The organism is Pseudomonas sp. Sample_23 (genome assembly GCF_004307595.1).
Classification (GTDB): Bacteria; Pseudomonadota; Gammaproteobacteria; order Pseudomonadales; family Pseudomonadaceae; genus Aquipseudomonas; species Aquipseudomonas atacamensis.
In genome coordinates, this window is record NZ_RCNX01000049.1 from 1 (window position 1) to 23203 (window position 23203).

Genomic DNA, 23203 nt, shown 5'->3' on the forward strand with positions numbered 1-23203 from the left:
TCGTCAAGATTAAATTCCGAAACCCCAATTGCGAAAGCAGTTGGGGTTTTGTTTTAGTAGAAGTTCCTGTTTTTGCTGGCTTGTTACCGTGTTGACGGGCCAGATAAAGAATTTCTTGACGACCATAGAACATTGGAACCACCTGATCCCATCCCGAACTCAGCAGTGAAACGATGTATCGCCGATGGTAGTGTGGGGTTTCCCCATGTGAGAGTAGGTCATCGTCAAGATTAAATTCCGAAACCCCAATTGCGAAAGCAGTTGGGGTTTTGTTTTAGTAGAAGTTCCTGTTTTTGCTGGCTTGTTACCGTGTTGACGGGCCAGATAAAGAATTTCTTGACGACCATAGAACATTGGAACCACCTGATCCCATCCCGAACTCAGCAGTGAAACGATGTATCGCCGATGGTAGTGTGGGGTTTCCCCATGTGAGAGTAGGTCATCGTCAAGATTGAATTCCGAAACCCCTGTCTGCTAACGCAGACAGGGGTTTTGTCATTTAAGCGTGTACGAAAGATCAGGCCGTTCTGCGACTCTTGCTGCTGCGTCTTGCCTGCCACTTGCGCCACCAAATATAGACGCCCGTCCCTGACAACCCCGCAATCAACACACCCAGTACCGCGATCATTACCTGCCCTGTCACCCCGATGATCCGTCCTCCATGTATGGGCAACTGAAGTCGATAGAACTGCTCTCCAAGCGTGCCCTGTCCCGCGATCTCCTGTCCCAATAATCGGCCATCTGTACCGTGAAAGAACAACCAGGATTTTCCATGGGCGTCCGTATCGTGCTGTCCAAATCCTGCGCCGTAGAAGTTGTACTCAAAGCTGTAATACAACTCGCCGATTGCCGCCGTCAGTCCTAATCGTTTCCCTTCCTGCAATGCCCTTTGGTACGCCTGTTGATAACTCAACTGTGTCGTACCCAGTTGATTGGCGGGCATTCGTCCTCTGGCTTCATAAACGCTCGGCTCGATGGGCGAAAACAACGAAACCGCAGGCTTGAACACTTGGCTGGGCAAGTTCATCGCCACGCTACTGACGGCGATCGGTAACAGCAGCAGCCACAGCCACAATCCTCCGGCGCGATGCAGGTCGAAGTTCAAGCGGTAGGCATGCCCGCCTTTGACCTTCCACGCAGTCGCCCACTTCTTCCAGAAGGGCTTGCCACGCGGCAAGGTCAGCCACAATGCGACAAAGCAGTCGATCACCCACGCGATGGCCACCCCACCCATTAACAGCAATCCCCAGTTACCCGGTAATGTCAGGTTGTAGTGAAACTCCAGAATGAACGGGATGAAGTTCTCCCGCTGAAAACAGCATTCACCCCAGTAGCGCGCGCCTTTTTGCTCCGAGCTGACCGGGTCCAGATAGAACACCTGATTGGGCTTATCAAACGGCTGGCCCGTCGCCGGATCCTTACGCGGAACGGCCGCCAGTAGCGCCGTATGCCCCGTCTCATGGGGATACTCCATGTACCAGACTTGCAGTTTCGGATGTGCAGTCTGCACTGCATCTACCAACGCGCCCGGCGACAAGCGCTCACCCACTGAGGTCGCCTCGTAGAACTGCGGATTCAGCCACTCATCCAGTTCGTGATTAAACGCCAGCACACTGCCGGTCAGCCCGGCCAACAATAAAAACGTCGCAGTGGCCAATCCAATGTACCGATGCAACAAAACCAGAAACGCACGCATACAAAACACCCCGAAGAAACGACAAAGCCAGCCCCTGATAGCAGGGGCTGGCTTTTTTATGCACAGGACATAGCTTTAGAACTGATAGCTGACGGTCGCCGCTACGTTGCGTTCTTCGCCCATGTAGCAGAAGTTCAGACTGGCGCAGGACGCGACATAGGATTCATTGGTCAGGTTGTTCGCGTTGAGCCGGACATCCACACCTGTCAAGCCGACCTTGCCCAGGTCATAACCAATCGAGGCGTCGAACAGCGTGTAAGACGGCACCTTCATTGTGTTCTCGGCATCGGCCCAGCTGTAGCCGACATAGCGCACCCCACCACCCAGGCGCAGCCCATCAAGTGCGGCGCTGTCGAACTTGTAGTCAGCCCACAGCGAGGCCATGTGTCGCGGCGCTTGAGTCGGTGAGTTGCCCTTGTTCTCGATGACATCGGTCGGCGTGCTCAAGGTGCTGATCATCGATTTGGAATATTCGATATCAGTGAAGGTGTAACTGCCGAGCACTTTCAAGTTATCGGTCAGTTGCAGGTGCGCTTCCAGCTCCAGACCTTGCGAGCGTACGGCGCCGACTGCGCGGTAGAAGTTCTCCTGCGGCAGTTTGGTCGCGAGGTTTTCCTGGTCGATGCGGAACAGCGAGGCGGTAAACAGGTTGTCGGTGCCCGGCGGCTGATACTTCAAACCGACCTCCCACTGCGTGCCATCGGTAGGGGCCAGTGGATTACCGGCGCTGTCGGCATAGGAGTTCGGGTTAAACGACTCGGAGTAGCTGATGTATGGCGCCAGACCGTTATCAAACAGATATAAAGCGCCGGCACGCCCAGTGAGTTTCGTGCGCCGATCATTGATCTCTGTACCCACCGGACGCCCCGCTTCGGCGATGCGGTTTTCATCGGATGTCTCGACCCAGTCCTGACGCAGGCCCAGCGAGAAGCGCCACTTGTCCATCTCGATCAGGTCTTGCAGATACACACCGGTCTGCTCCAGACGACGCAGATAGCTGGTGTCGCCGTACATCTCGATCGCCGAGTTGCCGTACACCGGATTGAACGCATTGATCGGCGCGAGGCCACCGCTGGTCCAGTCGACCACGGTTTTGCGCCGTTGATAATCCGCGCCCATCAGGACTGTGTGCTTGGTCGCGCCGGTGAAGAATTCGGCCTGCAGCATGTTGTCGACGATGAACGCATGCAGGCGCTCATCACCGCCGGTGTAATAACGGTTCAGTTCATTGCTGGTCGGGGTGGTCCAGCCATAGGCGTAGACCTGATCCATGTTCACTTTGGAATCGAGATAGCGGAAGTTCTGCCGCGCCGTGAAGACGTCGTTGAAGCGATGTTCGAACTGATAGCCGAACGACTGCTGGTCACGGGAGTAACCATCGATCCCCGGTTCGCCCTCGAAGAAGCGCGGCGAGATGCGCTCGCCATTGCGCTGATGGATCGTGCCGTCCGCCGGAACGCCGCCGTGGTAACCGCCGTCCGGATCGTGTTGCAGATAGGCCTGCAGGGTCAGCGAGGTGTCTTCGCTGAAATCGATGCTCAACGTCGGCGCGAGGGCGAAGCGTTTTTCCTTGTTGTGATCGAATTGCGTGTCGGACTGATCGCTCAATCCGGTCAGACGATAGGCAATGCGCTTGTCGTCATCGACCGGACCGCTGAAGTCAAAACCAATCCCGCGCTGGCCTTGCGTCCCCACTGTCGCCTGCACCTGATGGTAGGCCTCATACAACGGCTTTTTACTGGTCAGCGCGACCAGACCGCCGGGCGAGCTACGGCCGTACAGCACCGATGACGGGCCTTTGAGAATATCCACGCGTTCAAGGAAATACGGATCGACCTGCATGGTGCTGTAGGTGCCGCTGTCGCCCATCGACTTGAGGCCGTCGAGGTAGATGTTGTCCACCGAGCCGTCGTTGAAACCGCGCATCGCCACGTAGTCGTAACGATGGGTGGCGCCATACGGGTTGGTCAGCACGCCCGGGGCGTAACGCATCGCTTGCGAGACGGTTTGCGAGCCTTGGTCATCCATTTGCTCACGCGTCACCACCGATACGCTTTGCGAGGTCTCCAGCAGGGCGGTACTGGTCTTGGTGGCGATCTGGCTGTGCGTGGCGTTGTAGCCGGCCATGCTGCCCAGCGCGTTGCCGAGGGCGAAGCCTTTGATGTCGGTGGTCGGCAAGGCTAGTGCTTCGCTTTCAGCCAGCGGGCGCAGAATGTAGCTGCTGCCGTCCTGGCTGACGGCTTCCAGCCCTGAGCCACCGAGCAAATGGCTCAAGGCCTGGTCGGTCGAATATTCACCCTGCACGCCGGGAGATTGCTGACCTTGAGTCTGTTGCGGCGTCATCGCCAAGGTGATGCCGGCCTGCCGGGCAAACTGATTCAAAGCCTCGCCCAATGGCCCGGCAGCAATGTTGTAGCGGTGGCTGATCTCGGTGCCGGTGTTGGCGGCCAGACTCAGGCTCGGTAACACGCTGACGCCCAGCGCGGTGGTCAGCAGTGCCGCCCGAACCGCATGGCGCAGTAGTGTCGATTCTGCAGTGAAATTCAGAGGGTTCTTACAAGTGGCGCGGACAGTCATTGTGGATTTCCGTAGGCAGTCGCGAGGGCTGATTTGAAGTGCTTACTGACTAAGCCGGACTGCCTGGAAAAACCCGCCAAAAAAATTTCACACCGCACGTTCCAGGGTCACCCACCAACGGGTGCGATAGCGCAGTTGCACCGGCAACGTCTGCGGCAGAATCGCCAGCAGCCTGTCGGTGTCCTCCAGACGAAACACTCCAGAGAGGCGCAGGTCTGCGATATCCGCCGAACAATGGAGATAACCCGGGCGATAACGGCCGACTTCAGCGAGGAAGTCGCCCAGCCGCATATTGCGCGTGACAATCAAACCGTCGAGCCAGGCGCCCGCATCCATATCCAGCGTCGGCGCTGCGCGCAAACCGCTTTGATCGACCAGAAAACTCTGCCCGGCGAGTGCTTCGAGGGAATGACCGCCAGCGCGAACCAACACCCGGCCACGGGTAACGCTGAGCCGCGTGCACTGTTCTTCCTGACGCAAAATGAAACGCGCATCGAACGGCGCATAAGTGCCGTGGCGATTCTGTATGCGCAGCGGTCGATCGGTCGCCGCGCCCTCGTCAGAGCCGCCGCAGGTAACGATGATCTCGCCACGGGTCAGTTTGATCAGGCGCCGCTGCGCGGTGTAATCCAGATCTACGGCGCTGGCGGTGTTGAGTTCGATGCGCGTGCCGTCGGGCAACTGGAAACCGCGCCGTTCGCCGCTCGCCGTCGCGTAGTCGGCACTCCATTGCTGCCAGGCGGCGCTGTCCTTGGCCAGCCACGCGGCGGAGCCCATCAACAGCGCGCCCGACAACAACTTCAAGGCCTGGCGTCGGCCTAGCCCCTGCGCACTGTTTTCCAAGGTGTTGAAAGCGACCTGCGCACCCGGCACGGCGCGCAGACTGGAGCTCAATTCGGCTTGCAGCGACTGCACCCGCTGCCAGGCGATTTCATGTTCGTGATGCTCGGCGCGCCACTGCTCGCATTGGCGAGTCAGCCGCGAATTGCCGTGGTTGTTGCGCAGCCGCAGCAGCCAGTGAATCGCTTGCTTGACCACCTGTTGGCGCGGTTCGACGCGGCGAGCGAGTGAGAGGTTATCCACAGGCATCAGCTTTCATACCGCAACACATAGCAGTGATATAGCGCGTCGGCGACGTAGCGTTCCACTGAACGTACCGACACGCCCAACTGCTCGGCGATCTGTTTGTGCGTTAACCCTTCGCACTGCGCCAGGAGAAATGCCTGACGCACTTTCGGCTTCAGTCCTTCGAGCATGCGCGCAATGCTTTCCAGCAGTTCCAGCACCAACGCGCGCGATTCGGCGTCAGGTACTTCGCCTTCAGGCAAGTGAGCAATGGTCTCCAGATAGGCCCGCTCGATTTCCTCGCGGCGCCAATGATCGATCACCAGACCGCGCGCGATGGTTCGCAGGAAAGCTCGGGGCGCTTTCAGTTCGAGGCGTTCGGTGCGTTGCAGCAGGCGCAGGAAAGTGTCCTGAGCCAGATCCGCTGCATCCGCTGCGTTGCCCAGCCGCGCGCGCAGCCAAGCGTTGAGCCAGCCGTGATGACTACCGTAAAGCGCCTGTACGACCAACTCAGGTGAAGACATGACCACGCCAGCCCGAACGTCACAAATGATAATTAGTCGCATTGTCATCAAGGGTGACAGATTTTGCAACTGTCGCCCCTATGTCGATGCGGAAAACTCCCTTGCAGCCGCTCTGGCACGCCGTTCGGCGGGAATCCTGTCCAAAACCCGCCCATTTCTCACGCGCCCCTAAGATTTCTCCGACGCTGGCCGACAGACTGGTGAGAAATGCGTGCACCAAAGTAGAGCGGCCAGAAGAACGCTGCCTGCGCCGTACATGGAATGTTGCATCCGGAAACGCATCCCCACTTTTGGCATAAGAAGTCCCATGAAATGAATCTCAAGTTCAGCCATAAAATCCTCCTGGCCGCTTCGGGCGTCGTGGTCCTGGCGTTCGCGTTGTTCACGCTCTACAACGATTATCTGCAGCGAAACACCATTCGCCAGAACCTGCAGTCCTCCGTGCAACAGGCCGGTGACCTGACCGCCAGCAGCGTGCAGAACTGGATGAGCGGGCGCATTCTGGTGCTGGAAAACCTCGCGCAGAACGTTGCCCATCAAGGCAGGAATGCCGACCTCCCCGGCCTTGTCGATCAACCGGCCTTCACGTCGAACTTCCAGTTCACTTATGTCGGGCAGGCCAACGGTGTCTTCACCCAGCGCCCTGATGCGAAGATGCCGGACGGTTACGATCCGCGTCAGCGCCCTTGGTACAAGCAGGCAGTGGCCGCCGATAAAACCATGCTGACCCCGCCGTACATGGCGGCCGTCGGCGGTTTGGTGGTGACCATCGCCATGCCGGTGAAAAAGGACGGTGAATTGCTCGGTGTGGTCGGCGGTGACCTGAGCCTCGAAACGCTGGTGAAGATCATCAACTCGGTGGACTTCGGTGGCCTCGGCCATGCGTTTCTGGTCAGTGCCGACGGTCAGGTGATCGTCAGCCCGGACAAAGATCAGGTAATGAAAAACCTCAAGGACATCTACCCGAACACCAGCGTGCGAATCGAGAAGGGCAACCAGAACGTCGTGCTCAACGGCCAGGAGCGCATTCTTTCGTTCACCCCGGTCAGCGATCTGCCGAACGCGCAGTGGTACATCGGTCTGTCGATCGATCGCGACAAGGCCTACGCTGCACTCAGCCAATTCCGCACCTCGGCGTTGATCGCCATGTTTGTCGCAGTCGCGGCGATTGCGTTGCTGTTGAGCCTGTTGATCAATGTGTTGATGCGTCCGCTGACCACCATGGGCCGCGCGATGAAAGACATCGCCCAGGGCGAGGGCGATCTGACCCGGCGTCTGGTGGTCGAGAGCAAAGACGAGTTCGGTGAACTGGGCAGCGCGTTCAACCAGTTCGTTGAACGGATTCACGCATCGATTTCCGAAGTGTCGTCGGCGACCCGTCACGTACATGACCTGTCGCAACGGGTGATGGCGTCGTCCAACGCTTCGATCGTCGGTTCCGACGAGCAGAGTGCGCGCACCAACAGCGTGGCGGCGGCGATCAATCAGCTGGGCGCCGCCACTCAGGAAATCGCGCGCAACGCGGCGGATGCTTCGCAACACGCCAGTGGCGCTTCCGAGCAAGCCGACGACGGTCGTCAGGTGGTCGAGCAAACCATTCAGGCGATGACCGAGTTGTCGCAGAAGATCAGCCTGTCATGCACGCAGATCGAAACCTTGAATGCCAGCACCGACAACATCGGCCACATCCTCGATGTGATCAAAGGCATCTCGCAGCAGACCAACCTGCTGGCGCTCAACGCTGCCATCGAGGCCGCGCGTGCCGGTGAAGCCGGGCGCGGTTTTGCCGTGGTTGCCGATGAGGTGCGTAACCTCGCGCATCGCACCCAGGAATCGGCGGAAGAGATCCACAAGATGATCACCTCGCTGCAGGTCGGCTCGCGCGAAGCGGTGAGCACCATGAACGCCAGTCAGGCGTCCAGCGAGCAAAGCGTGGAAGTGGCGAATCAGGCCGGTCTGCGTCTGGTCAGCGTGACCCAGCGCATCGGCGAAATCGACGGTATGAACCAATCGGTTGCAGCGGCGACTGAAGAGCAGACGGCGGTGGTGGAAACCCTCAACGTCGACGTCAACCAGATCAACCTGTTGAACCAGCAGAGCGTGGCCAACCTCAACGAAACGTTGAAGGATTGTGATGCGTTGTCGCAGCAGGCCAATCGCCTGAAGCAGTTGGTCGACAGTTTCAAGATCTGATTCACAGATCGCAGACCGCGTTATCGTTCTTCGCGAGCAGGCTCGCTCCCACAGGGAAATGCATTCCAAATGTGGGAGCGAGCCTGCTCGCGAAAGCGGCGGTTCAATCACCGCCAAACCGATGCCTTAGACAAACAGCTTCAGCACATTGCCCATCGCATCATCGGCAAACCCCTGCACGAAATCCCTGAACCCCGGCAATGCTTCATCCCCACCCGCAGCCGGTTCGGCAATGATCGTCCAGGTCGCTCGCGACTTCCCTGCGCTCAGCGATTCCACTTGCATCGCCGCCCACAGATTCCCCACCCCCAACGTGTTGTAGATCGTCGTCCAAGTCATGCGCCGCGCCTGTTCATCGCGCGAGTTGAGTTGTTCGACCACGACGTTGCCGTCCTTGAAGACTTTCTTGCGCAGCGAAGACACGCCTTCGCCGGTCATTTCGGTGTGCGAAAGCGCTGGAATGAATCGTTCGAAGCCAGCGAAATCGCCAACGATCGCCCAGACTTGTGCCGCGTCCGCCGGCACTTCCACCGACGACACAACGTGGCAGCCTTGCGGGTTTTTGATCAGGGTGTCGGGTTGCAGATTGCTCATGGTGTTGCTCCTTGTTGATGAGTCAGATGAAGTTGATTTCTTTCAGGTAGTCGCAGCCGCGACGCAGCAGCGCCGGGGATTTCTGTGGGTAGTGCGCGCCCATCTGCCGCACGCCGGCCTCGGCGTTGGCGTGACCGATCAGGGAGATGTCGCCGATGTCTTCTTCGAAGCCGTTGAGGTAGAAACCGAGCACGCCGAACAGCGCGTTGTCGGCGTCGACCCGGTTCAGTTGCTGTTGCCAATCGGCGACGCTGACCAGCGAAAATTCGCTGCCGGTTTCGCGGAACGAAGCGACGTACGCATCCCAGCTCAGCGGCTCGGGGTTGTGCAGATTGAACACCGCGCGTTGCGCTGAATAACGGCTGGCATGGAAGGCGATGAAGCGGGCGAGAAAGTCCACCGGCATCAGGTCGAAATTCAGCGCGAAGGCCGGCACCTGTCCGAGCTGGATCGAGCCTTTGAGCATCAGCATCAAACGGTTTTTATGCGGCTGGCAAACGCCGCTGAGGCTGTTGAAACTGATGTTGCCGGGGCGATACAGATTGACCCGAACACCACGCTCGCGCGCCCGTTCGAGGATGCGTTCGCCGACCCACTTCGACAGGTTGTAGCCGTTGCGAATGTAGATCGGCGGCGTCGCGGCGGCGGGTAGTTCCAGCACTCGACCGGCGTCATCCACGGTGCTGGATGCCGACAGGGTCGAGACGAAGTTGAAGACCTTTTTGCGCTGCCCTTCGCACAGCTTCAGCAGGGCGAAAATCGGCTCGACGTTGTCCGCCGCCAGGGACTCGTAATCGAGCACGTGGTTGACGTTGGCGGCGTTGTGCACCAGCGCGCCGAACTCGCGATCCAGGCGCTGATAATCCTCATCGCCCAGGCCCAGTTGCGGACGGCTGATATCAGCTGCGTAAACTCGCACACGGCTCAGGTCGAGGTGCTCCAGCCGGTTCTCGCGCAGTGACTGAGCGAAGCGTTGCGCCGCCGTTTGCCCGGCGCCGTCGCGCACCAGACAGGCCACTTCGCTGGCGCCCCAACCGAGCAGCGCTTCGACGATGTGCACGCCGACAAAACTGTTGGCACCGGTGACGATGACCTTGTGCACATCGCCCATGCGGCTGATCGGCAGCGGTTCGACATCCAGCGCGCGCTCGGCGTCGGCCATGGCCTGAGCGCTGAGCACGGCGCTGTCATCGCTGCCGCGCACCAGCGTCGCCAGTTTGCTGATCGTGGGCAGTTCGATGAAGCGATTGATCGAAATGCTTCGGCCGAATTCCTCACGCAAGCGCAGCAACATCCGCGACAGCAGAATCGAATGACCGCCGAGATTGAAGAAGCTTTCGTCAGTGGAAATGTCGCTGGTCGGCAGTTCCAGCAGTTCGGCCCAGACCTCAAGAAGCAGCGCTTCGTCAGCATTGGCCGGCAGGCATTTCGCAGCGCTGTCCTGCACCGTCACCGGCAATGCCAACAGCGCCTTGCGATCGACTTTGCCGTTACTGGCGAATGGCATCTGCGCCAGTTCGGTCCACGCTCCCGGTTGCATGTAGTCCGGCAGAAACTGCCGGGCGTGGGCTTTCAGTTCGTCCCGGGCAGTCTCGGTCTGTGGCTGGGCGAGGAACGCCAGAATCCGCCGCTGATTGTCGATGACCACGGCAATCTGCCGATACAAGCGGCTCTCGCGCAGGCAGCGCTCGATCTCTTCCGGCTCGACGCGAAAGCCACGGATTTTCACCTGATTGTCGCGCCGCCCGCACAGCTCGATACCGTGCTCGCCCCACTTGGCCATGTCGCCGCTGCGGTAGGCGCGCACGGTTTCGCCGCCGGGCAGTGACAGGTTCAGATAACGCTCGGCGGTCTGCTGCGGATTGTTCAGGTAACCGAGGCAGACACCGGGGCCGACGATGAACAGCTCACCGACGGTTTGATCGGGCACCGGTTGCAGATCGTCGTCGAGAATCAGCACCCGACTGTTGGCGATCGGCCCTCCCAGCGTGCGGTTGCTGTCGCCCGGTTTGAGCTGGCGCGCGGTGATCAGCACGGTGGCTTCGGTCGGGCCATACAGGTTGTGCAGGGTGCCTTGACGGGTCAGTTGCTCGATGACGTACGGCTCGCAGACATCACCGCCGGTCATCACCTGAACGCCCTCCAGTTGTTCCAGCGGCAGGATGCTCAACAGCGCCGGTGGCAGGAAGGCGTGGGTCAGTTGCCGCCGGCGAATCAGCGCAATCAGCTGCAAAGGATCGCGGCGCTGGGTGTCGTCGGGCACGACGAGTTCCGCCCCTGCGAGCAGGCTGGGGAAGATGTCGATCAGCGAAGAATCGAAGCTCAGCGAAGAGAACTGCAACACCCGACTCTCGGCGTGCAGCTGCACGTAGTCGGCGTACCACGCGGTGAAATGGGCGAGATTGGCCTGGCTGAGCAGCACGCCTTTCGGATGCCCGGTGGTACCCGAGGTGTAGAGCGCCATGCACGGCGCATCAAGCTCCGGGCGGTGCTGCATCAGCGGCCGGTCGAGATCGGCGTTCGGCGCTTCCATGTCACTGACATCCAGCCCCGCTATCGACTCGCTGAGCGCCTGCTGTCCATCGTGAAGCAACAACACCGCGCCGGCGTTTTCCAGGATGTATTGCTGGCGCTGCAAGGGATGGCTCGGCTCCAGCGGCAAGTACACCGCGCCGCTGCCGAGAATCGCCAGAATCGAGGCGAACAGTGCCGGGCTTTTGCCTTGGCAGACAGCGACCACCCACGGCTGCGGATATTGCTCGAGCAAGGGCAGCAACCGCTGCTGGATCGCCCGGCTGTGGGCGTGCAATTGGCGGTAGCTGATGGACTGTCCGCCGAGGTGCAGCGCCGGTCGTTCCGCATGCTCGATCAGGCTTTGTTGCAGACGCTCGATCAGCGGGATTTGCGCCTGCTCCAGCAGCGTCGGGTCTGCCGTGTCGTTGAGACGGTGGACATACGCCAGTTTGTCGATAAACAGCAGGTCTTCCAGGCGTTCGAAATCCGGCGCGATCAGCGCAGGGGCATGGCGGAAATAATCGGCATCGCGGGAAAAGCGGCTGACCAGCAACGCCACCTCATCGACCACATGGGCAAGCGCTCGTTGGCGTAGCGACTGACCGTTGCCGGACGGCTCATCGCCGATGGGTACGCGGCTGATCAGCGACGAGCCGAGGAAGCACAGCAAGTCGAGGGTCGGCAGGCCGCCATGCTCTTGCGCGGCGACACCCAAGCGCAGGTGCAGATGCGGGATGGCGCAGAAGTCGCCGGCAGCGATAAAGCCATCGTCGATGATCAGATCCACCGCCGCTTGAGTGGCGCCGCTGCGGGTCAGTGCATGGCCGTGCTGTTCGAGTTCCCGGGCCAGGTCGGTCATCGCCTGGCTGGCGCCGGTGAGCAAAATGTCGAGACGTTTCATGTCAGCCTCCTCAAACCAGATAGTCGCGCAGGGCGAGCTGCACGCACGGTGTGTCGAGCAGCGAGCTGTTGTGGAAAAACCTGACGATGTTGCCCACCAGCGGGTGGTGGCGATTGATCGGGAAGGCCAGTCCCGCGATCTCCTCACGCAATGAATGTCGGGTGGTTTCGCTGACCGTCAGCGCGTCGATCAGGCGCAAGTCGAAGGACTTCTGGATGTCGTTGGTCAGGTAATGGCCGATGAACACCGGCAGAATCTGCGCGATGGTTTCGCGGTCCGTGTCGCTGGCGGTGTGCCAATAGATGCGCACCATCCGCGCCCAGAAACTCGAGTGGCGACCTTCGTCGAGCAAGTGGTCGGCCATCAGGCCCTTGATCGACGGCTTGACCGAATCGTCGCGGGCGAACGCCGCGACATCACCGGTCACGGTGTTTTCGGCGATCGCCACGCAGATCAGTTCCACCGCGCTGCGCAGGTGGTCCGGCGCCAGCGCAACAGCGGCGGGAATTGCCCGGCTCAGCTCGATTTCGTCGGGCAACGGAATCGGTTCGATACCGGTCAGCGCGACCGTTTGCTGCATGAAGTCCATGGCCACCAGCGCGTGGTAATCCTCATCGACCACCACGGTCATCGCGTCGTAGCGACAGGCGAACGGGAACGCCACGGCAAAGCGATTCTTGGCAATGCTGCGGGCGGTCTTGTCGACGATTTCCGTCTCGAAAATCACTACGTCGTTGATGAATTTGTACAACGTCTGCACCAGGGCGAAATCACGTTGCTGTGGGCATTCACGCAGGAAGGTTTCGCTGAGCACCAGCGGCTGGCGGCTGAGCGGGTAGATCAGGCGCTGATCGTCTTCCAGCAACCGCCGGGGACGGGTGCGGATGGTCGCGCGGCTTTCCCAGGCCTCGGCGAAGGATTGATAGTCGGCAGCGTTCATTGGGCCACCTCGGCAACTTCCACGCCCATGCTCAGACGCAGCCCGTCCCACAAGGCGATGCGGCTTTCCACGGCGGCGATGGCGCTGGCGTAAACCTCGGCTGCGCGCTGCGGATCGCCGTCCACCAGACGCTCCAGCAACTGCTCGGCGGCGGGGCCGTGATCTTCGGAATCGACTTCGATATGCCGTTGCAAGTAGTAGCGAAAGGTCGGTGCCTGTTCGATGCCGATGCCCCAGTCATCGAGGATGCGCTGGAACATCGTCGGAATGACGCTCTCGCGACCGTGCAGGAACGCAGCAGCGACACTGTGTCCTGGCGCCTCCAGGGCAATGCGCAAGGTATTGCGGACAAACTGCGCCGCCGCTGGATCGACATCGACGCTCTGCAACGCGACGTCATAGCTCACGCCCTCCTGCTGCAGGGCGACAAAGCGCTCTACCGCCGTGGTGCTCGCGCCGATCTCGCGCATCGCATCCAGGTACAACTCGAAGTGGCTGTAGTGGCCGGCATCGAGGCGATCGTCCGATTCCTCGCCCAGCACGATCTCGTTGATCAACCGAGCCGCGTGGGGATCGCGCGGCGGCAACCAGGGTAAACGCGTGCAGGTCAGTTCCTGTTGCAGGCGCTTGGTCAGCGACATGAAGTCCCATACGGCAAATACATGGGTTTCCATGAAACGACGTAATACCGATAACGAAGTAATCTCGGAAAAGATCGGATGAATACTCAGTTCGGCTTTCTTCAGAGCGAGTTGCTGCTTAGTGGGCATCATGATGTCCTTTATCATTGATTGAAGTGCACGGTTCTTTCCAGTTGCTATAAGCGGTCGAGCAAGTTGGATAGCAAGTTAGTCGGGCAAATATTGATTGCGCTGTGGCGCCGTTGCGGCGCCACGGGTGCTGCGGTTGTTGCGTATGCCGCGCTGAACGGCGACGTTCAAACCTGGCGAGAGAAAAACTAATACAGGGCAAATGCATTTAACAAGTTTATTTTCAATTATTTTAAGTTGGCTGTTTTTTGAATATGAGAGTTGCCGATAAAACTTTCAGATCAAGTTTTATTTGGGCGTAGTTACTCCTTTCGGCTAATAACGGCCAAAATCGATAACAAGAGTGAATGCCTCACTCGAAGCAACTTTTAAACAAGGGAAGTTTATGAATTCAAAGGGGGCGAAAGTTGGCCGGGACCGGCGCCATGACTTCCTGTTTCCCGTGACAAGGCTCCTTCCGTAGGTTCCTGTTGCGGGGACTGTGCCGTCAGGGCGGCGCGTCCCCGTTCTGTAGGGGTGGCGCTGGAAGAGTGCGGGTAAATTGCCGTCAGGGCTATTACCGATTGGTCATCGGCGGGCAGCAGAAATGCGCCGGCAGGGCCGGGGCGGGCACCAGCGGACACGCCGATCCGCTGCCAGAGCCGGCAGCAGAGCGGTCGCGAAGATTTGTAAGGGGATTATTCGACGTATGAGATATCAGCGTGCGGTGTGACGCTTCTGTGCGGCGGGAGTCGCGAGGTAGCGGGTGATGACCTCAACGCCACGGTTGAGGTGCTGCTCCAGCATTGCGAGCGAGCGCGGTATGTCCCGCTCGATTACGGCCTGAAGCATGGCGCGGTGGTCATCCTGGGACAGCTTGCCCAAGCCCATCGCTTCCAGATTGAACCGCAGAAAACGTTCTTCTTCGTTCAGGCCGTCCTCCACCAGGCGCAGCAGTCGCTGGTTGGGCGCCTTGCTATACAGGGCCATGTGAAAGAGACGGTTGAGGCGGCCGATTTCGTTGTAGTCGTGTTGAGCTTCCAGCTCGTCGATGTAGCCGGCGGCGAGTTGATGCTCGGCCTCAGTCAGCAGCGGAATGGACTGCCGCAATGCCTCGGATTCGAGCAGAATGCGCAACTCGTAGGTTTCAGCAGCATCGCCCTGGATCAGTGGGGCGACCACGGCGCCTTTGTGCGTGGTGACGCTGAGCAGCTCCTGCGCTTCGAGCTGGCGCAAGGCTTCGCGCACCGGCATGCGGCTGACCCCGAACAGATCGGCCAGATCCTGCTGGCGCAGTGCAGTGCCACAGGGCAGGCGGCCATCGAGAATGGCCGAGCGCAGGGTTTCTTCGATCACCGACCGGGCCAGATGCGCAGGAATCGGTCCTTCGACTTTGATGCTGTGCAGCGGTTTGGGCTTCTGAGTCACGACAACACACCCTGTAGGTCGCAATATTTGGATCCAAATGACACTAGTGATTGCTCTACAGGTTGTCAAACCTTGTAAAACGTTGCGCGGCAATCTCAAGTCTAGCGCGTCTTCGATGATCTCACGGTGCCATTGTTTTTTGCCGGGCTAAGCTTCACCATCAAACGCTTCCTTTCTGTCCTTCTGGAAACCTGCAGTGGCGGTACGTTTCGCGATCCCTCGGACCTTGCGCTGGCTTGGCTGCGCATTGCTGCTGGCCGGCGTCATGCTGGGCGGCCTGCACGCCGATTGGGATTTTTCCGCCATCAGCCGCAAGGCCACGGCTCTCTATGGGCCACTGGGCGCGGGGCAGCAGCGCATCGACGCCTGGCAGAACCTGCTGGCGACGCAAAAGCAGGCCAGTGAGATGGACAAGCTCAAGGTGGTGAACCTGTTCTTCAACAAGCAGGTGCGTTACGTCGAAGACATCGATCTGTGGCGCGAAGTGGATTACTGGGAAACCCCGATCGAAGCCCTGTGGAAGGGTGCCGGTGACTGCGAAGACTACGCCATCGCCAAGTATTTCAGCCTGCGCCATCTCGGCGTTTCCAGTGACAAGCTGCGCATCACCTACGTCAAGGCGCTGCGCCAGAACCGCGCGCACATGGTGTTGACGTACTATGCGACCCCCGATGCCATGCCGCTGGTGCTCGACAGCCTGATCGATCCGATCCAGCCGGCGTCGCAGCGGACCGATTTGCTGCCGGTCTACTCTTTCAATGCCGAAGGTCTGTATCTGCCAGGCGCCAAGGGCAATAAAAAGGTCGGCGACACCAAACGCCTGTCGCGCTGGCAGGAAGTGCTGAAAAAAATGCAGGCCGAAGGTTTTCCGGTCGAGACGACTAACTAGGAGCACGCGCTCAGATGTCTTTGTTCAAACAGCTGTTGATCGCTATCTGTCTGTTCCTGGTCGTGGCCTTCACCGGCAGCTTCATGGTCAGTCTGGAGAGCTCGCGCACCCAGTACGTCAACCAGTTGCGCTCCCACGCGCAGGACGCGGCGACGGCGCTGGCGTTGTCGCTGACGCCGAATATCGACGACCCGGCGATGGTCGAGTTGCTGGTCAGTTCGATTTTCGACAGCGGTTATTACGCGAGCATCCGCGTGGTCGACGTGAAGACCGAGCAGACCATTGTCGAGCGCAGCGGTGCCCCGGCGGTGAGCAATGTGCCGGACTGGTTCGTCAGACTGATCGGCCTCGAACCAGCGGGTGGCGATGCGCTGGTCAGCCGTGGCTGGGAGCAGGCGGCGCGGGTCGAGGTGGTCAGCCATCCGATGTTCGCCGTGGCCAAGCTATGGCAGAGCGCACTGGGCAGTCTTGGCTGGTTGCTGATCTGCGGCGCACTGAGTGCGGTGCTCGGCGCGCTGTTACTGCGTCGGCAGTTGAAGCCCCTCGATTACATGGTCCAGCAGTCCCATGCGATTGCCCGCCGCGAGTTTCTCAGCCTGCCGGATCTGCCGCGCACGCCTGAATTGCGTCGCGTGGTGCAGGCAATGAATCAGATGGTCGAGAAGCTCAAGACGCTGTTCCAGGAGCAGGCCGAGCGCAGTGAAAAACTGCGTACCGAGTCCTATCAGGACAACCTCACCGGCCTGGCCAACCGCCGCTATTTCGAGATGCAACTGAACAACCGCGTGAGCAACCCGGAGCAGGCCAGTTCCGGTTATCTGCTGCTGTTGCGGGTCAAGGATCTGGCGGGGCTCAATCAGCGTCTCGGCGGCCAGCGCACTGATCAGTTGCTCAAGGCCGTCGGCGAGCAACTGACCCGCGAGTGCGCCAGATACCCGCAAACCCAAGACTTGGTAACGCGTATTCGCGGCGGTGAATTCGCCGTGCTCGCCCCCGGGCTGGTGCGCGAGGAAGCATTACAGTTGGCGCAGAATCTCGACAACGCCTTGAGCAGCCTGCACGCCACTGGCGCGACCGATGTGCCGGCGGTGGCTTCCATCGGGCTGGCGCCGTTTGCCCATGGTGATTCACCACAAGCGGTGCTGACACTGGGCGATCAGGCGCTCGCACAGGCCGAAGGACAGGGCGAGCAGAATTGGGCGTGCATCGATCAGAGTCTGGTGGCGGAGGTCGGTGACGATCATCACGCCTGGCATCGACTGCTGGATGAGGCCTTGAGTCAGCAGCGTTTCGAGCTGTACTTCCAGCCGGTGGTCGCTGCGCAGGACACGCAACTGGTGCTGCATTACAAGGTGCTGTCACGCCTGCTCGACGAGCAGGGCCAGACCATTCCCGCCGGACGCTTCCTGCCTTGGCTGGAGCGCTTCGGCTGGACCGCACGGCTCGATCGCCTGATGCTTGAACGCGTGCTCGAGCAGATGAAAGGGCACGAGGATTCGCTGGCGCTGAACCTGTCCTCGGCAACGCTGGCCGACCCGCAGGCGCTGAACAAAGTCTTCGAAATTCTGCGCGCGCATTCCAATCTCGGCGCGCGTCTTACTCTGGAGATCGGCGAGGAGCAATTGCCTGAACAAGCGGTGCTGGAGCAGTTGACCCGACGCCTGCGCGAGCTCGGTTTCTCGCTTAGCCTGCAGCGCTTCGGCGGGCGCTTCAGCATGATCGGCAACCTGGCGCGCTTGGGTCTGGCGTACTTGAAGATCGATGGCAGCTACATCCGCGCGATCGATCAGGAGAGCGACAAGCGTCTGTTCATCGAAGCGATTCAGCGCGCGGCGCACAGCATCGATCTGCCGCTGATTGCCGAACGGGTCGAGACTGAAGGGGAGTTGTCGGTGATTCGCGAGATGGGCTTGTATGGCGTGCAGGGGCAGTTGCTCGGTGAACCGAAGCCTTGGGGGTGAGCCAAGAAGCGCCCTCACCCTAACCCTCTCCCAGAGGGAGAGGGGACTGGCCGTGGGATATTTACGAGATACGCCGACGTGCAAGAGCTCCACTGAATCCAAAATCGACTCGATCTCTCAGGTCGATGGATAGCGCAAGACACCTCGATCGGCCCCCTCTCCCTCCGGGAGAGGGCTGGGGTGAGGGTAAGCTTTGGATCTTGGGAGGATCAGATCAACCCACCCTCATCCTCATCGATCAACTGGCTCAACCCGCCCAGCGCTTCACGTGCCTGGGTGCGGTCCATCAGTTTGGCCTGGGCCGCCGCTGGCAGGTCGGTGACGCGGATCACGCCTTTCTGGGTCAGCACCTGGATCAGGTCGTCGAGTACCCGAATCATTTCAAAGTCGCTCTGCTTGAGCTGTTTGAGGCTGTTTTCCACGGCTTCGTTGGCGTACCACGCCTGAATTTCATGGTTATCGGCGGGCAGCGTTTCCGTGGCCTCGGCGTACGCCGCAGCTTCCACGCGAATCAACTGGCCTTGCGCATCGCGTTGCACGTAAAACATTGAGCATCCCTCACAAATGAACAGCGTCATGCTGTCAGCAGCATAGCCAACTGCGCGCCAGTATGCGGGGCGCCGATCAAATCGTCACCGCTGCATTGCCCGCAAACGCGACGGCCGCCCCACAGGAGGCGGCCGTTGTTGTTTCAGCCTCAGCTGTTGTTGTGATCGACCTTGATGGTCGGGTCGCTGCCGGCAATCAGGTTGTGCAGGTTGGCGCTCGCCCAGTTGTTGCCTTCCAGTTTGATCGTCACGTCCGGCGTGGCCGCAGCGGCATCGCCCGAGTTGAATTTGCCCGCCGAGCTGACTTGCAGCGACGACGTGCCATCCACTGTGGTGATCTTCAGGAAGTTGTCGATCGTGCTGCCGGTCTCGCCCTGCAACAGGTCGCGCAGGTCGATGCGGTCGCCTTCGCTGGCTTTGAAATCCTTGATCACGTCATTACCGGTGTCGCCCGATTTCCAGACGAAGGTGTCGCCACCGGAACCGCCGATGAGGATGTCATTGCCCTGACCGCCGATCAGCGTGTCGTTGCCGGTGCCGCCGAGCAGGATGTCATTGCCTTTGCCGCCGTCGAGCAGGTCGTTGCCGCCCGAACCGAACAGGATGTCATTGCCTGCGCCACCGAGCAGCGTGTCGTTGCCATCGTGCGCGCCGGACACATCGAACGCCTGATAGTGCTCGGTGATGTACTGGTGCACATTACTGGTGCTGACTTTGCTGACATCAACGCCGGTTTCCTTGGCGACGAACGCCTGCATTGCCTGGTAACCCTCGCCGGCAATGCCGTTGAAGCTGACCAGATCGCCGAACAGGATGTCGTTGCCTTCGCCACCGTTGACGGTGTCGTTACCCGGCATCGTCGCTTCGGTATGGCCGATGATCGAGTTGGCCAGATCCTTCGGATCGATGTTGGTTTGCGGCGTTTTGTCCGAGTCGTACGGCTTGAGATCGTTGAGGCTGACGTCGTTGTTCAGACCAATGGCTTCGACGCTCGACAACCCGCTCAACAAGGCAAAGCCGCTGGTCGAGTTGCTGGTCGTCGACGAGTTGGTGCTGTTGCCGGTACCCGCGAGGTTCGACAATTCATAAGTGCCGTCGCCCTGCGCGTGAATCGTGCCCAGGGTTTCACTGCTCCAGCCCCACCACGAGTTGTAGGTTTGCAGCACAACGCTGCCGGCACTGTTGATAGTCAGGTAGTGCGAGTTGTCGATGTAGGTGCTGAACGTGTCGCCCTGCTTGTAGTTGCTGGTGTTCACCACGCTGTCGAGTTTCACGTTGCCATACAGCGTCGGGTTGGTCTGCTCGCCGGTCTGGTAGTAAGTCGGCTGGCCGTCGGTGATGAAGTACGTGAGGTTCTTCGCCCCGGTGTTGGCCACTGCGTCGGCACTCTGGAACCAGTTGGCCGTGGTCTTGAACACGTCCTCGTAGTTGGTACCGCCGCCGGAGCCCATCGAGTTCAGCACTGCTTTGAGCAAGGTCAGCGCATTCGGGTCGTTGAGATTCACCGACACCGACTTGTTGACCTGGGTATCGAAGTCCACCAGGAAGATGTTCACCGTACCCGAGTTGCTGCCGCCCAGGCTTTGCTTGAGGCTGTTGAACACCGAGGTCAGCGAGTCCTTTGCGGCGTTCAGCGACGAACTGCTCATACTGCCGGAGCTGTCGACCATGAACGCAATGTTGTAGTTGGTGCCCGGGACCACGGTCAGGCCGCCGATGTCAGCGACGATGATGTCGTTGGCGTCGGTGCCGGTGACGGTGTCGTCACCCGAGGTGGCGGTGACCGCGTTGTACACCGCCGGCACCACTGTGACCGGAATGGTCGCGGTGCTGCTTGCCGAGCCGCCGACCTGTTCGGTGGACGTCGAAGTCACGGTCAGGTTGAACTGGCCGTTGTAGTAGGTTGGCGGGGTCACGGTCAGAGAGCCGAGATTCCAGCCGGTGACGTTGGCTTCGCCATTGCTCGCGGTAACGGTGAAGGTATGACCCGCGCCATCGCTGAGCACCGAACCGACCGGTGCGCCGCTGATCTTCACGCTCAGGGTTTCCGAGCCGTCGGTGTCGGTCAGCGCGGTGCTGATTGCCGACAGTTTCACCGTGGTGCCTTCGGCGCCGGTGTTGAGCTTGTAGCCGTCGTAATAACCTTCGCCGTTGGTGCCGTGCAGATCGGAGACGGTCACGCCCGAGTTGATCAGATCCTGCACACCGGTGTAGATCGGCACGCCGGCGTTGCTGAGGTCAATCGGCGTGCTGCCGTTGACCGACAGGTTGACGTCGTAGCTGCCCGGGCCGCTCTGGTTGTGGTGGTAGATGTCGAGGGTGTAGTAGCCGCTGGTGGTCGGGGTGAACGAACCATTGATCGCACCGCCTGCGCCCCAGGTACCGGAAGCCACGTTCTTGCCGCCGATGGTGATCAGCAGGCTGTCATCGGCCACGCCGCTGAAGCTGTAGGTCTTGCCGGCTTCCAGGTAGATCAGGCCCGAGGTCTTCGACGCCGTACCGGCGGCGACACTGCCGTCAGACTGCACGTTGGTGACGTTGCCGCTGGAGTTCGGTTTGCCGGCGGCGTCGATGACGTTTTTCAGGGTGGTCGAATTCGCTCCGCTGCCGTCAGTGCCCAGGCCCGACAGACCGGTCCAGACTTCCTTGATCAGGCCAGTGGATTTAACGCTGTTATCGGCCACGGCCACGGTCGGCGCATCCGCCACTGGCGTGATGTCGATCTTCACTGTGCCGGTGCTGCCCAGCGCCTGGCCATCGGTAGGCTGGAACTTGATCTGCGCGTAGTCCGCCTGCTTGTTGCCCAGACCGGTGCCGCCGTAACCGTTGGTGCCCGACTCGTTGGCATCCGGCAGGAAACGCAGCTTGCCGGCGTCGATGTCGGCCTTGCTGAAGGTCTGGTTGTTGGCAACATCCTTCCAGGTCGAGCCGTCCAGATACTGCAGTTTGCCCTCGCCCGGCAGCTGCGTGATCTTGATACCGAGGCTGCTCGCCGGACTATCGACATCGCTGACGCCGAAGGTCGACCAGCCGAGTACCAGCGGCGTGTCTTCGGTGCCGGTGACATTGCTTGGCGCGGCGACCGGTGCATCGTTGACTGCCACCACGTTGACCGTGGTGGTCGCAGTGTTCGAGTAGTTGCCGCCATCGGTCACCGTCACGGTGATGATGCGCGGCACGGTGCTCGGGTTTTCGCTGCTGTTGGTGAAGCTGATGTTCTTGATGGCCTGCATGTAGTCGGCCAGGGTCGCGTTACCCGAGAGGGTCAGGGTCACTGTGCCGTTGGTGCTGTTGGCATTGATGGTGATGCCGTTGACGCTGTTGCCCAGATTCAGCGCATCGCCGTCCTGACGGTTGGTCAGCACCACGGTGGCACCGGTCAGCATCGTGCTGTCCGGGTCGGTGATGCTGAGGTCGGTGTCAGCGATCGACACGCCGGCGCCCGGGGTGTTCTCGGTGAACGTCACTTTGTAATCGGCACCGGTCGCTCCGCTGGAGTTGTTGGCGTCCAGATCGAGCACCGGTGGTGCATCGTTGTCGATGATCGAGGTGCTGACGCTGCCATTGGTGCTGCTGACCGCGAGGTTCTCGAAGTTGCCTCCGGTAGCCGAATCGATCTTGACCACGAAGTTCTCGGTGCCTTCGGTGATCTTGTCATCGAGGGTGGCGACGTTGAACTGCGCGCTGCTGGCGCCCGCCGGGATCTTCACGGTGTACACACCGGTGAAGTCCGAACCGTCGGCAGCAGTGCCGCTGTAGACGATTTTCAGGGTCACTTCGGTCTGCGCCGGGTGATTGAGGCTGACGGTGTAGCTGGCGGTCTGGCCTTCGGTCACCGAGCTGCTGCCAGTGATGCTGACGGTGGTGGTGTCGACGGTGTCGGTGACGCTGGTCACCGCTGGCGTGGTGCTCGGTACCAGTTTTTCGAAGTTGCCACCGGTGGCGCTGCTGATGGTCGCCTGCACGGTGCCGGCGTCTTTGTAGACGTCGTCAGCTGGCGCTGGAACGTTCACGGTGCCGGTGGTCTTGCCGGCGTCGATGGTGATCACGGCGCCGTTCGACAAGGTGACGGTCACAGGCGAGCCGGCGGCGTTGGTCAGTGTCGCGGTGTACGTAATCTGGCCACCTTCTGCCACCGAGTTACTGGCGCTGAGGGACAGGATGGTGGTGTCGACGGTGTCGGTCACGGTGGTGCTGACCGGAGTCTTGTCGGCGACGAGGTTTTCGAAGTTGCCGCCGCTGACGTTGGTGATCGAGTTGGTCAGCGGAGCGTTGCCGGTCAGCGCATCGTTCGGTGCGACGGCGGTTACGGTGCCGGTGGTCTGGCCGACGGCGATGGTGATGTTCTGGCCGTTGGCCAACGTCACGACAACTGGCGAACCGGTGACGGGGGCGCCGACGGTTGCGGTGTAGACGACGTTGCCGCCTTCTGCCGCTGTGGCGGTTGCGCTCAGTTTTACGGTGGTGGTGTCGATGGTGTCGGTGACGCTGGTCACTGCTGGCGTGGTGCTTGGCACCAGGTTTTCGAAGTTGCCACCGGTCGCGGTTTTGATCGTGGCTTGCACGGAACCGGCGTCTTTGTAGACGTCGTCGGACGGTGCAGGAACAGTTGCGGTGCCGGTGG

The 23203-nt window shown here is 60.3% G+C and carries 13 protein-coding genes, 2 rRNA genes and 1 pseudogene; 5 read left to right on the forward strand and 11 right to left on the reverse strand.

Features of this window, described 5'->3' with window-relative positions; all coding sequences use genetic code 11:
- The first annotated feature begins 114 nt into the window (after nt 1–114).
- A 5S ribosomal RNA gene (gene rrf / locus D8U82_RS13945) occupies nt 115–230 on the forward strand.
- A 105-nt stretch (nt 231–335) separates the two neighbouring features.
- Nucleotides 336–451 (forward strand): 5S ribosomal RNA (rrf, locus tag D8U82_RS13950).
- Between the two features lie 66 nt (nt 452–517).
- Here rrf (D8U82_RS13950) and D8U82_RS13955 read toward each other — a convergent pair.
- From D8U82_RS13955 to D8U82_RS13970, 4 genes are all read right to left on the reverse strand, one after another.
- Nucleotides 518–1696: a PepSY domain-containing protein gene (locus tag D8U82_RS13955; protein WP_024011103.1), complete on the reverse strand. Its 1179-nt coding sequence runs from the start codon at nt 1694–1696 to the stop codon at nt 518–520.
- 75 nt (nt 1697–1771) lie between these two features.
- A complete protein-coding gene (locus D8U82_RS13960; RefSeq protein WP_130888343.1) occupies nt 1772–4273 on the reverse strand; it encodes a TonB-dependent siderophore receptor in 2502 nt (833 codons plus the stop codon).
- 87 nt (nt 4274–4360) lie between these two features.
- Nucleotides 4361–5362 carry a FecR family protein gene (locus tag D8U82_RS13965; RefSeq protein WP_130902371.1) on the reverse strand — a complete coding sequence of 334 codons (1002 nt, stop codon included), beginning with the start codon at nt 5360–5362 and terminating at the stop codon, nt 4361–4363.
- Nucleotides 5362–5862: a sigma-70 family RNA polymerase sigma factor gene (locus D8U82_RS13970; RefSeq protein ID WP_041479723.1), complete on the reverse strand. Its 501-nt coding sequence runs from the start codon at nt 5860–5862 to the stop codon at nt 5362–5364. Before D8U82_RS13970 ends, D8U82_RS13965 begins: the two co-directional genes overlap by 1 nt.
- Nucleotides 5863–6174: 312 nt before the next feature.
- Here D8U82_RS13970 and D8U82_RS13975 point away from each other — a divergent pair, with 312 nt between their 5' ends.
- Nucleotides 6175–8055: a methyl-accepting chemotaxis protein gene (locus tag D8U82_RS13975; protein ID WP_041479722.1), complete on the forward strand. Its 1881-nt coding sequence runs from the start codon at nt 6175–6177 to the stop codon at nt 8053–8055.
- Nucleotides 8056–8181: 126 nt separating this feature from the next.
- Here D8U82_RS13975 and D8U82_RS13980 read toward each other — a convergent pair whose 3' ends face one another.
- From D8U82_RS13980 to D8U82_RS14000, 5 genes are all read right to left on the reverse strand, one after another.
- On the reverse strand, nt 8182–8649 hold the full coding sequence (locus D8U82_RS13980) for an SRPBCC family protein (protein WP_130902372.1): 468 nt from the start codon (nt 8647–8649) through the stop codon (nt 8182–8184).
- A 22-nt stretch (nt 8650–8671) separates the two neighbouring features.
- Entirely contained in the window at nt 8672–12064 is a 3393-nt protein-coding gene (locus D8U82_RS13985) for a non-ribosomal peptide synthetase (protein WP_130902373.1), read from the reverse strand.
- Between the two features lie 10 nt (nt 12065–12074).
- The gene (locus D8U82_RS13990) at nt 12075–13004 is read right to left on the reverse strand and encodes a diiron oxygenase (RefSeq protein WP_130902374.1); all 930 of its coding nucleotides are present in this window, start codon (nt 13002–13004) and stop codon (nt 12075–12077) included.
- Nucleotides 13001–13777 (reverse strand): DUF3050 domain-containing protein, encoded by a 777-nt coding sequence (locus D8U82_RS13995; RefSeq protein WP_130902375.1) that lies wholly within the window; start codon nt 13775–13777, stop codon nt 13001–13003. The genes D8U82_RS13990 and D8U82_RS13995 overlap by 4 nt, the downstream gene beginning before the upstream one ends.
- A gap of 693 nt (nt 13778–14470) precedes the next feature.
- Nucleotides 14471–15181 (reverse strand): GntR family transcriptional regulator, encoded by a 711-nt coding sequence (locus D8U82_RS14000; protein WP_016772282.1) that lies wholly within the window; start codon nt 15179–15181, stop codon nt 14471–14473.
- Between the two features lie 196 nt (nt 15182–15377).
- Here D8U82_RS14000 and lapG point away from each other — a divergent pair, with 196 nt between their 5' ends.
- Both lapG and lapD read left to right on the forward strand, forming a co-directional pair.
- The gene (lapG, locus tag D8U82_RS14005) at nt 15378–16070 is read left to right on the forward strand and encodes a cysteine protease LapG (protein WP_130902376.1); all 693 of its coding nucleotides are present in this window, start codon (nt 15378–15380) and stop codon (nt 16068–16070) included.
- A gap of 14 nt (nt 16071–16084) precedes the next feature.
- Entirely contained in the window at nt 16085–18031 is a 1947-nt protein-coding gene (gene lapD, locus D8U82_RS14010) for a cyclic di-GMP receptor LapD (protein ID WP_130902377.1), read from the forward strand.
- A gap of 209 nt (nt 18032–18240) precedes the next feature.
- Here the strand turns inward: lapD and D8U82_RS14015 are convergent, their stop codons facing one another.
- Complete coding sequence (locus D8U82_RS14015; RefSeq protein WP_016772279.1) at nt 18241–18579, reverse strand: hypothetical protein; 339 nt, start codon at nt 18577–18579, stop codon at nt 18241–18243.
- Nucleotides 18580–18728: 149 nt separating this feature from the next.
- Nucleotides 18729–23203 (reverse strand): annotated as a pseudogene (locus D8U82_RS14020) (LapA family giant adhesin); the annotation flags it as partial.

Coding starts and splice junctions, on each gene's coding strand:
- D8U82_RS13960 (WP_130888343.1), bottom strand. CDS start 4,273: ATGACTGTCCGCGCCACTTGTAAGAACCCTCTGAATTTCACTGCAGAA.
- D8U82_RS13975 (WP_041479722.1), top strand. CDS start 6,175: ATGAATCTCAAGTTCAGCCATAAAATCCTCCTGGCCGCTTCGGGCGTC.
- D8U82_RS14015 (WP_016772279.1), bottom strand. CDS start 18,579: ATGTTTTACGTGCAACGCGATGCGCAAGGCCAGTTGATTCGCGTGGAA.
- D8U82_RS13995 (WP_130902375.1), bottom strand. CDS start 13,777: ATGATGCCCACTAAGCAGCAACTCGCTCTGAAGAAAGCCGAACTGAGT.
- D8U82_RS13990 (WP_130902374.1), bottom strand. CDS start 13,004: ATGAACGCTGCCGACTATCAATCCTTCGCCGAGGCCTGGGAAAGCCGC.
- D8U82_RS13955 (WP_024011103.1), bottom strand. CDS start 1,696: ATGCGTGCGTTTCTGGTTTTGTTGCATCGGTACATTGGATTGGCCACT.
- D8U82_RS13980 (WP_130902372.1), bottom strand. CDS start 8,649: ATGAGCAATCTGCAACCCGACACCCTGATCAAAAACCCGCAAGGCTGC.
- D8U82_RS13970 (WP_041479723.1), bottom strand. CDS start 5,862: ATGTCTTCACCTGAGTTGGTCGTACAGGCGCTTTACGGTAGTCATCAC.
- lapD (WP_130902377.1), top strand. CDS start 16,085: ATGTCTTTGTTCAAACAGCTGTTGATCGCTATCTGTCTGTTCCTGGTC.
- D8U82_RS13985 (WP_130902373.1), bottom strand. CDS start 12,064: ATGAAACGTCTCGACATTTTGCTCACCGGCGCCAGCCAGGCGATGACC.
- D8U82_RS13965 (WP_130902371.1), bottom strand. CDS start 5,362: ATGCCTGTGGATAACCTCTCACTCGCTCGCCGCGTCGAACCGCGCCAA.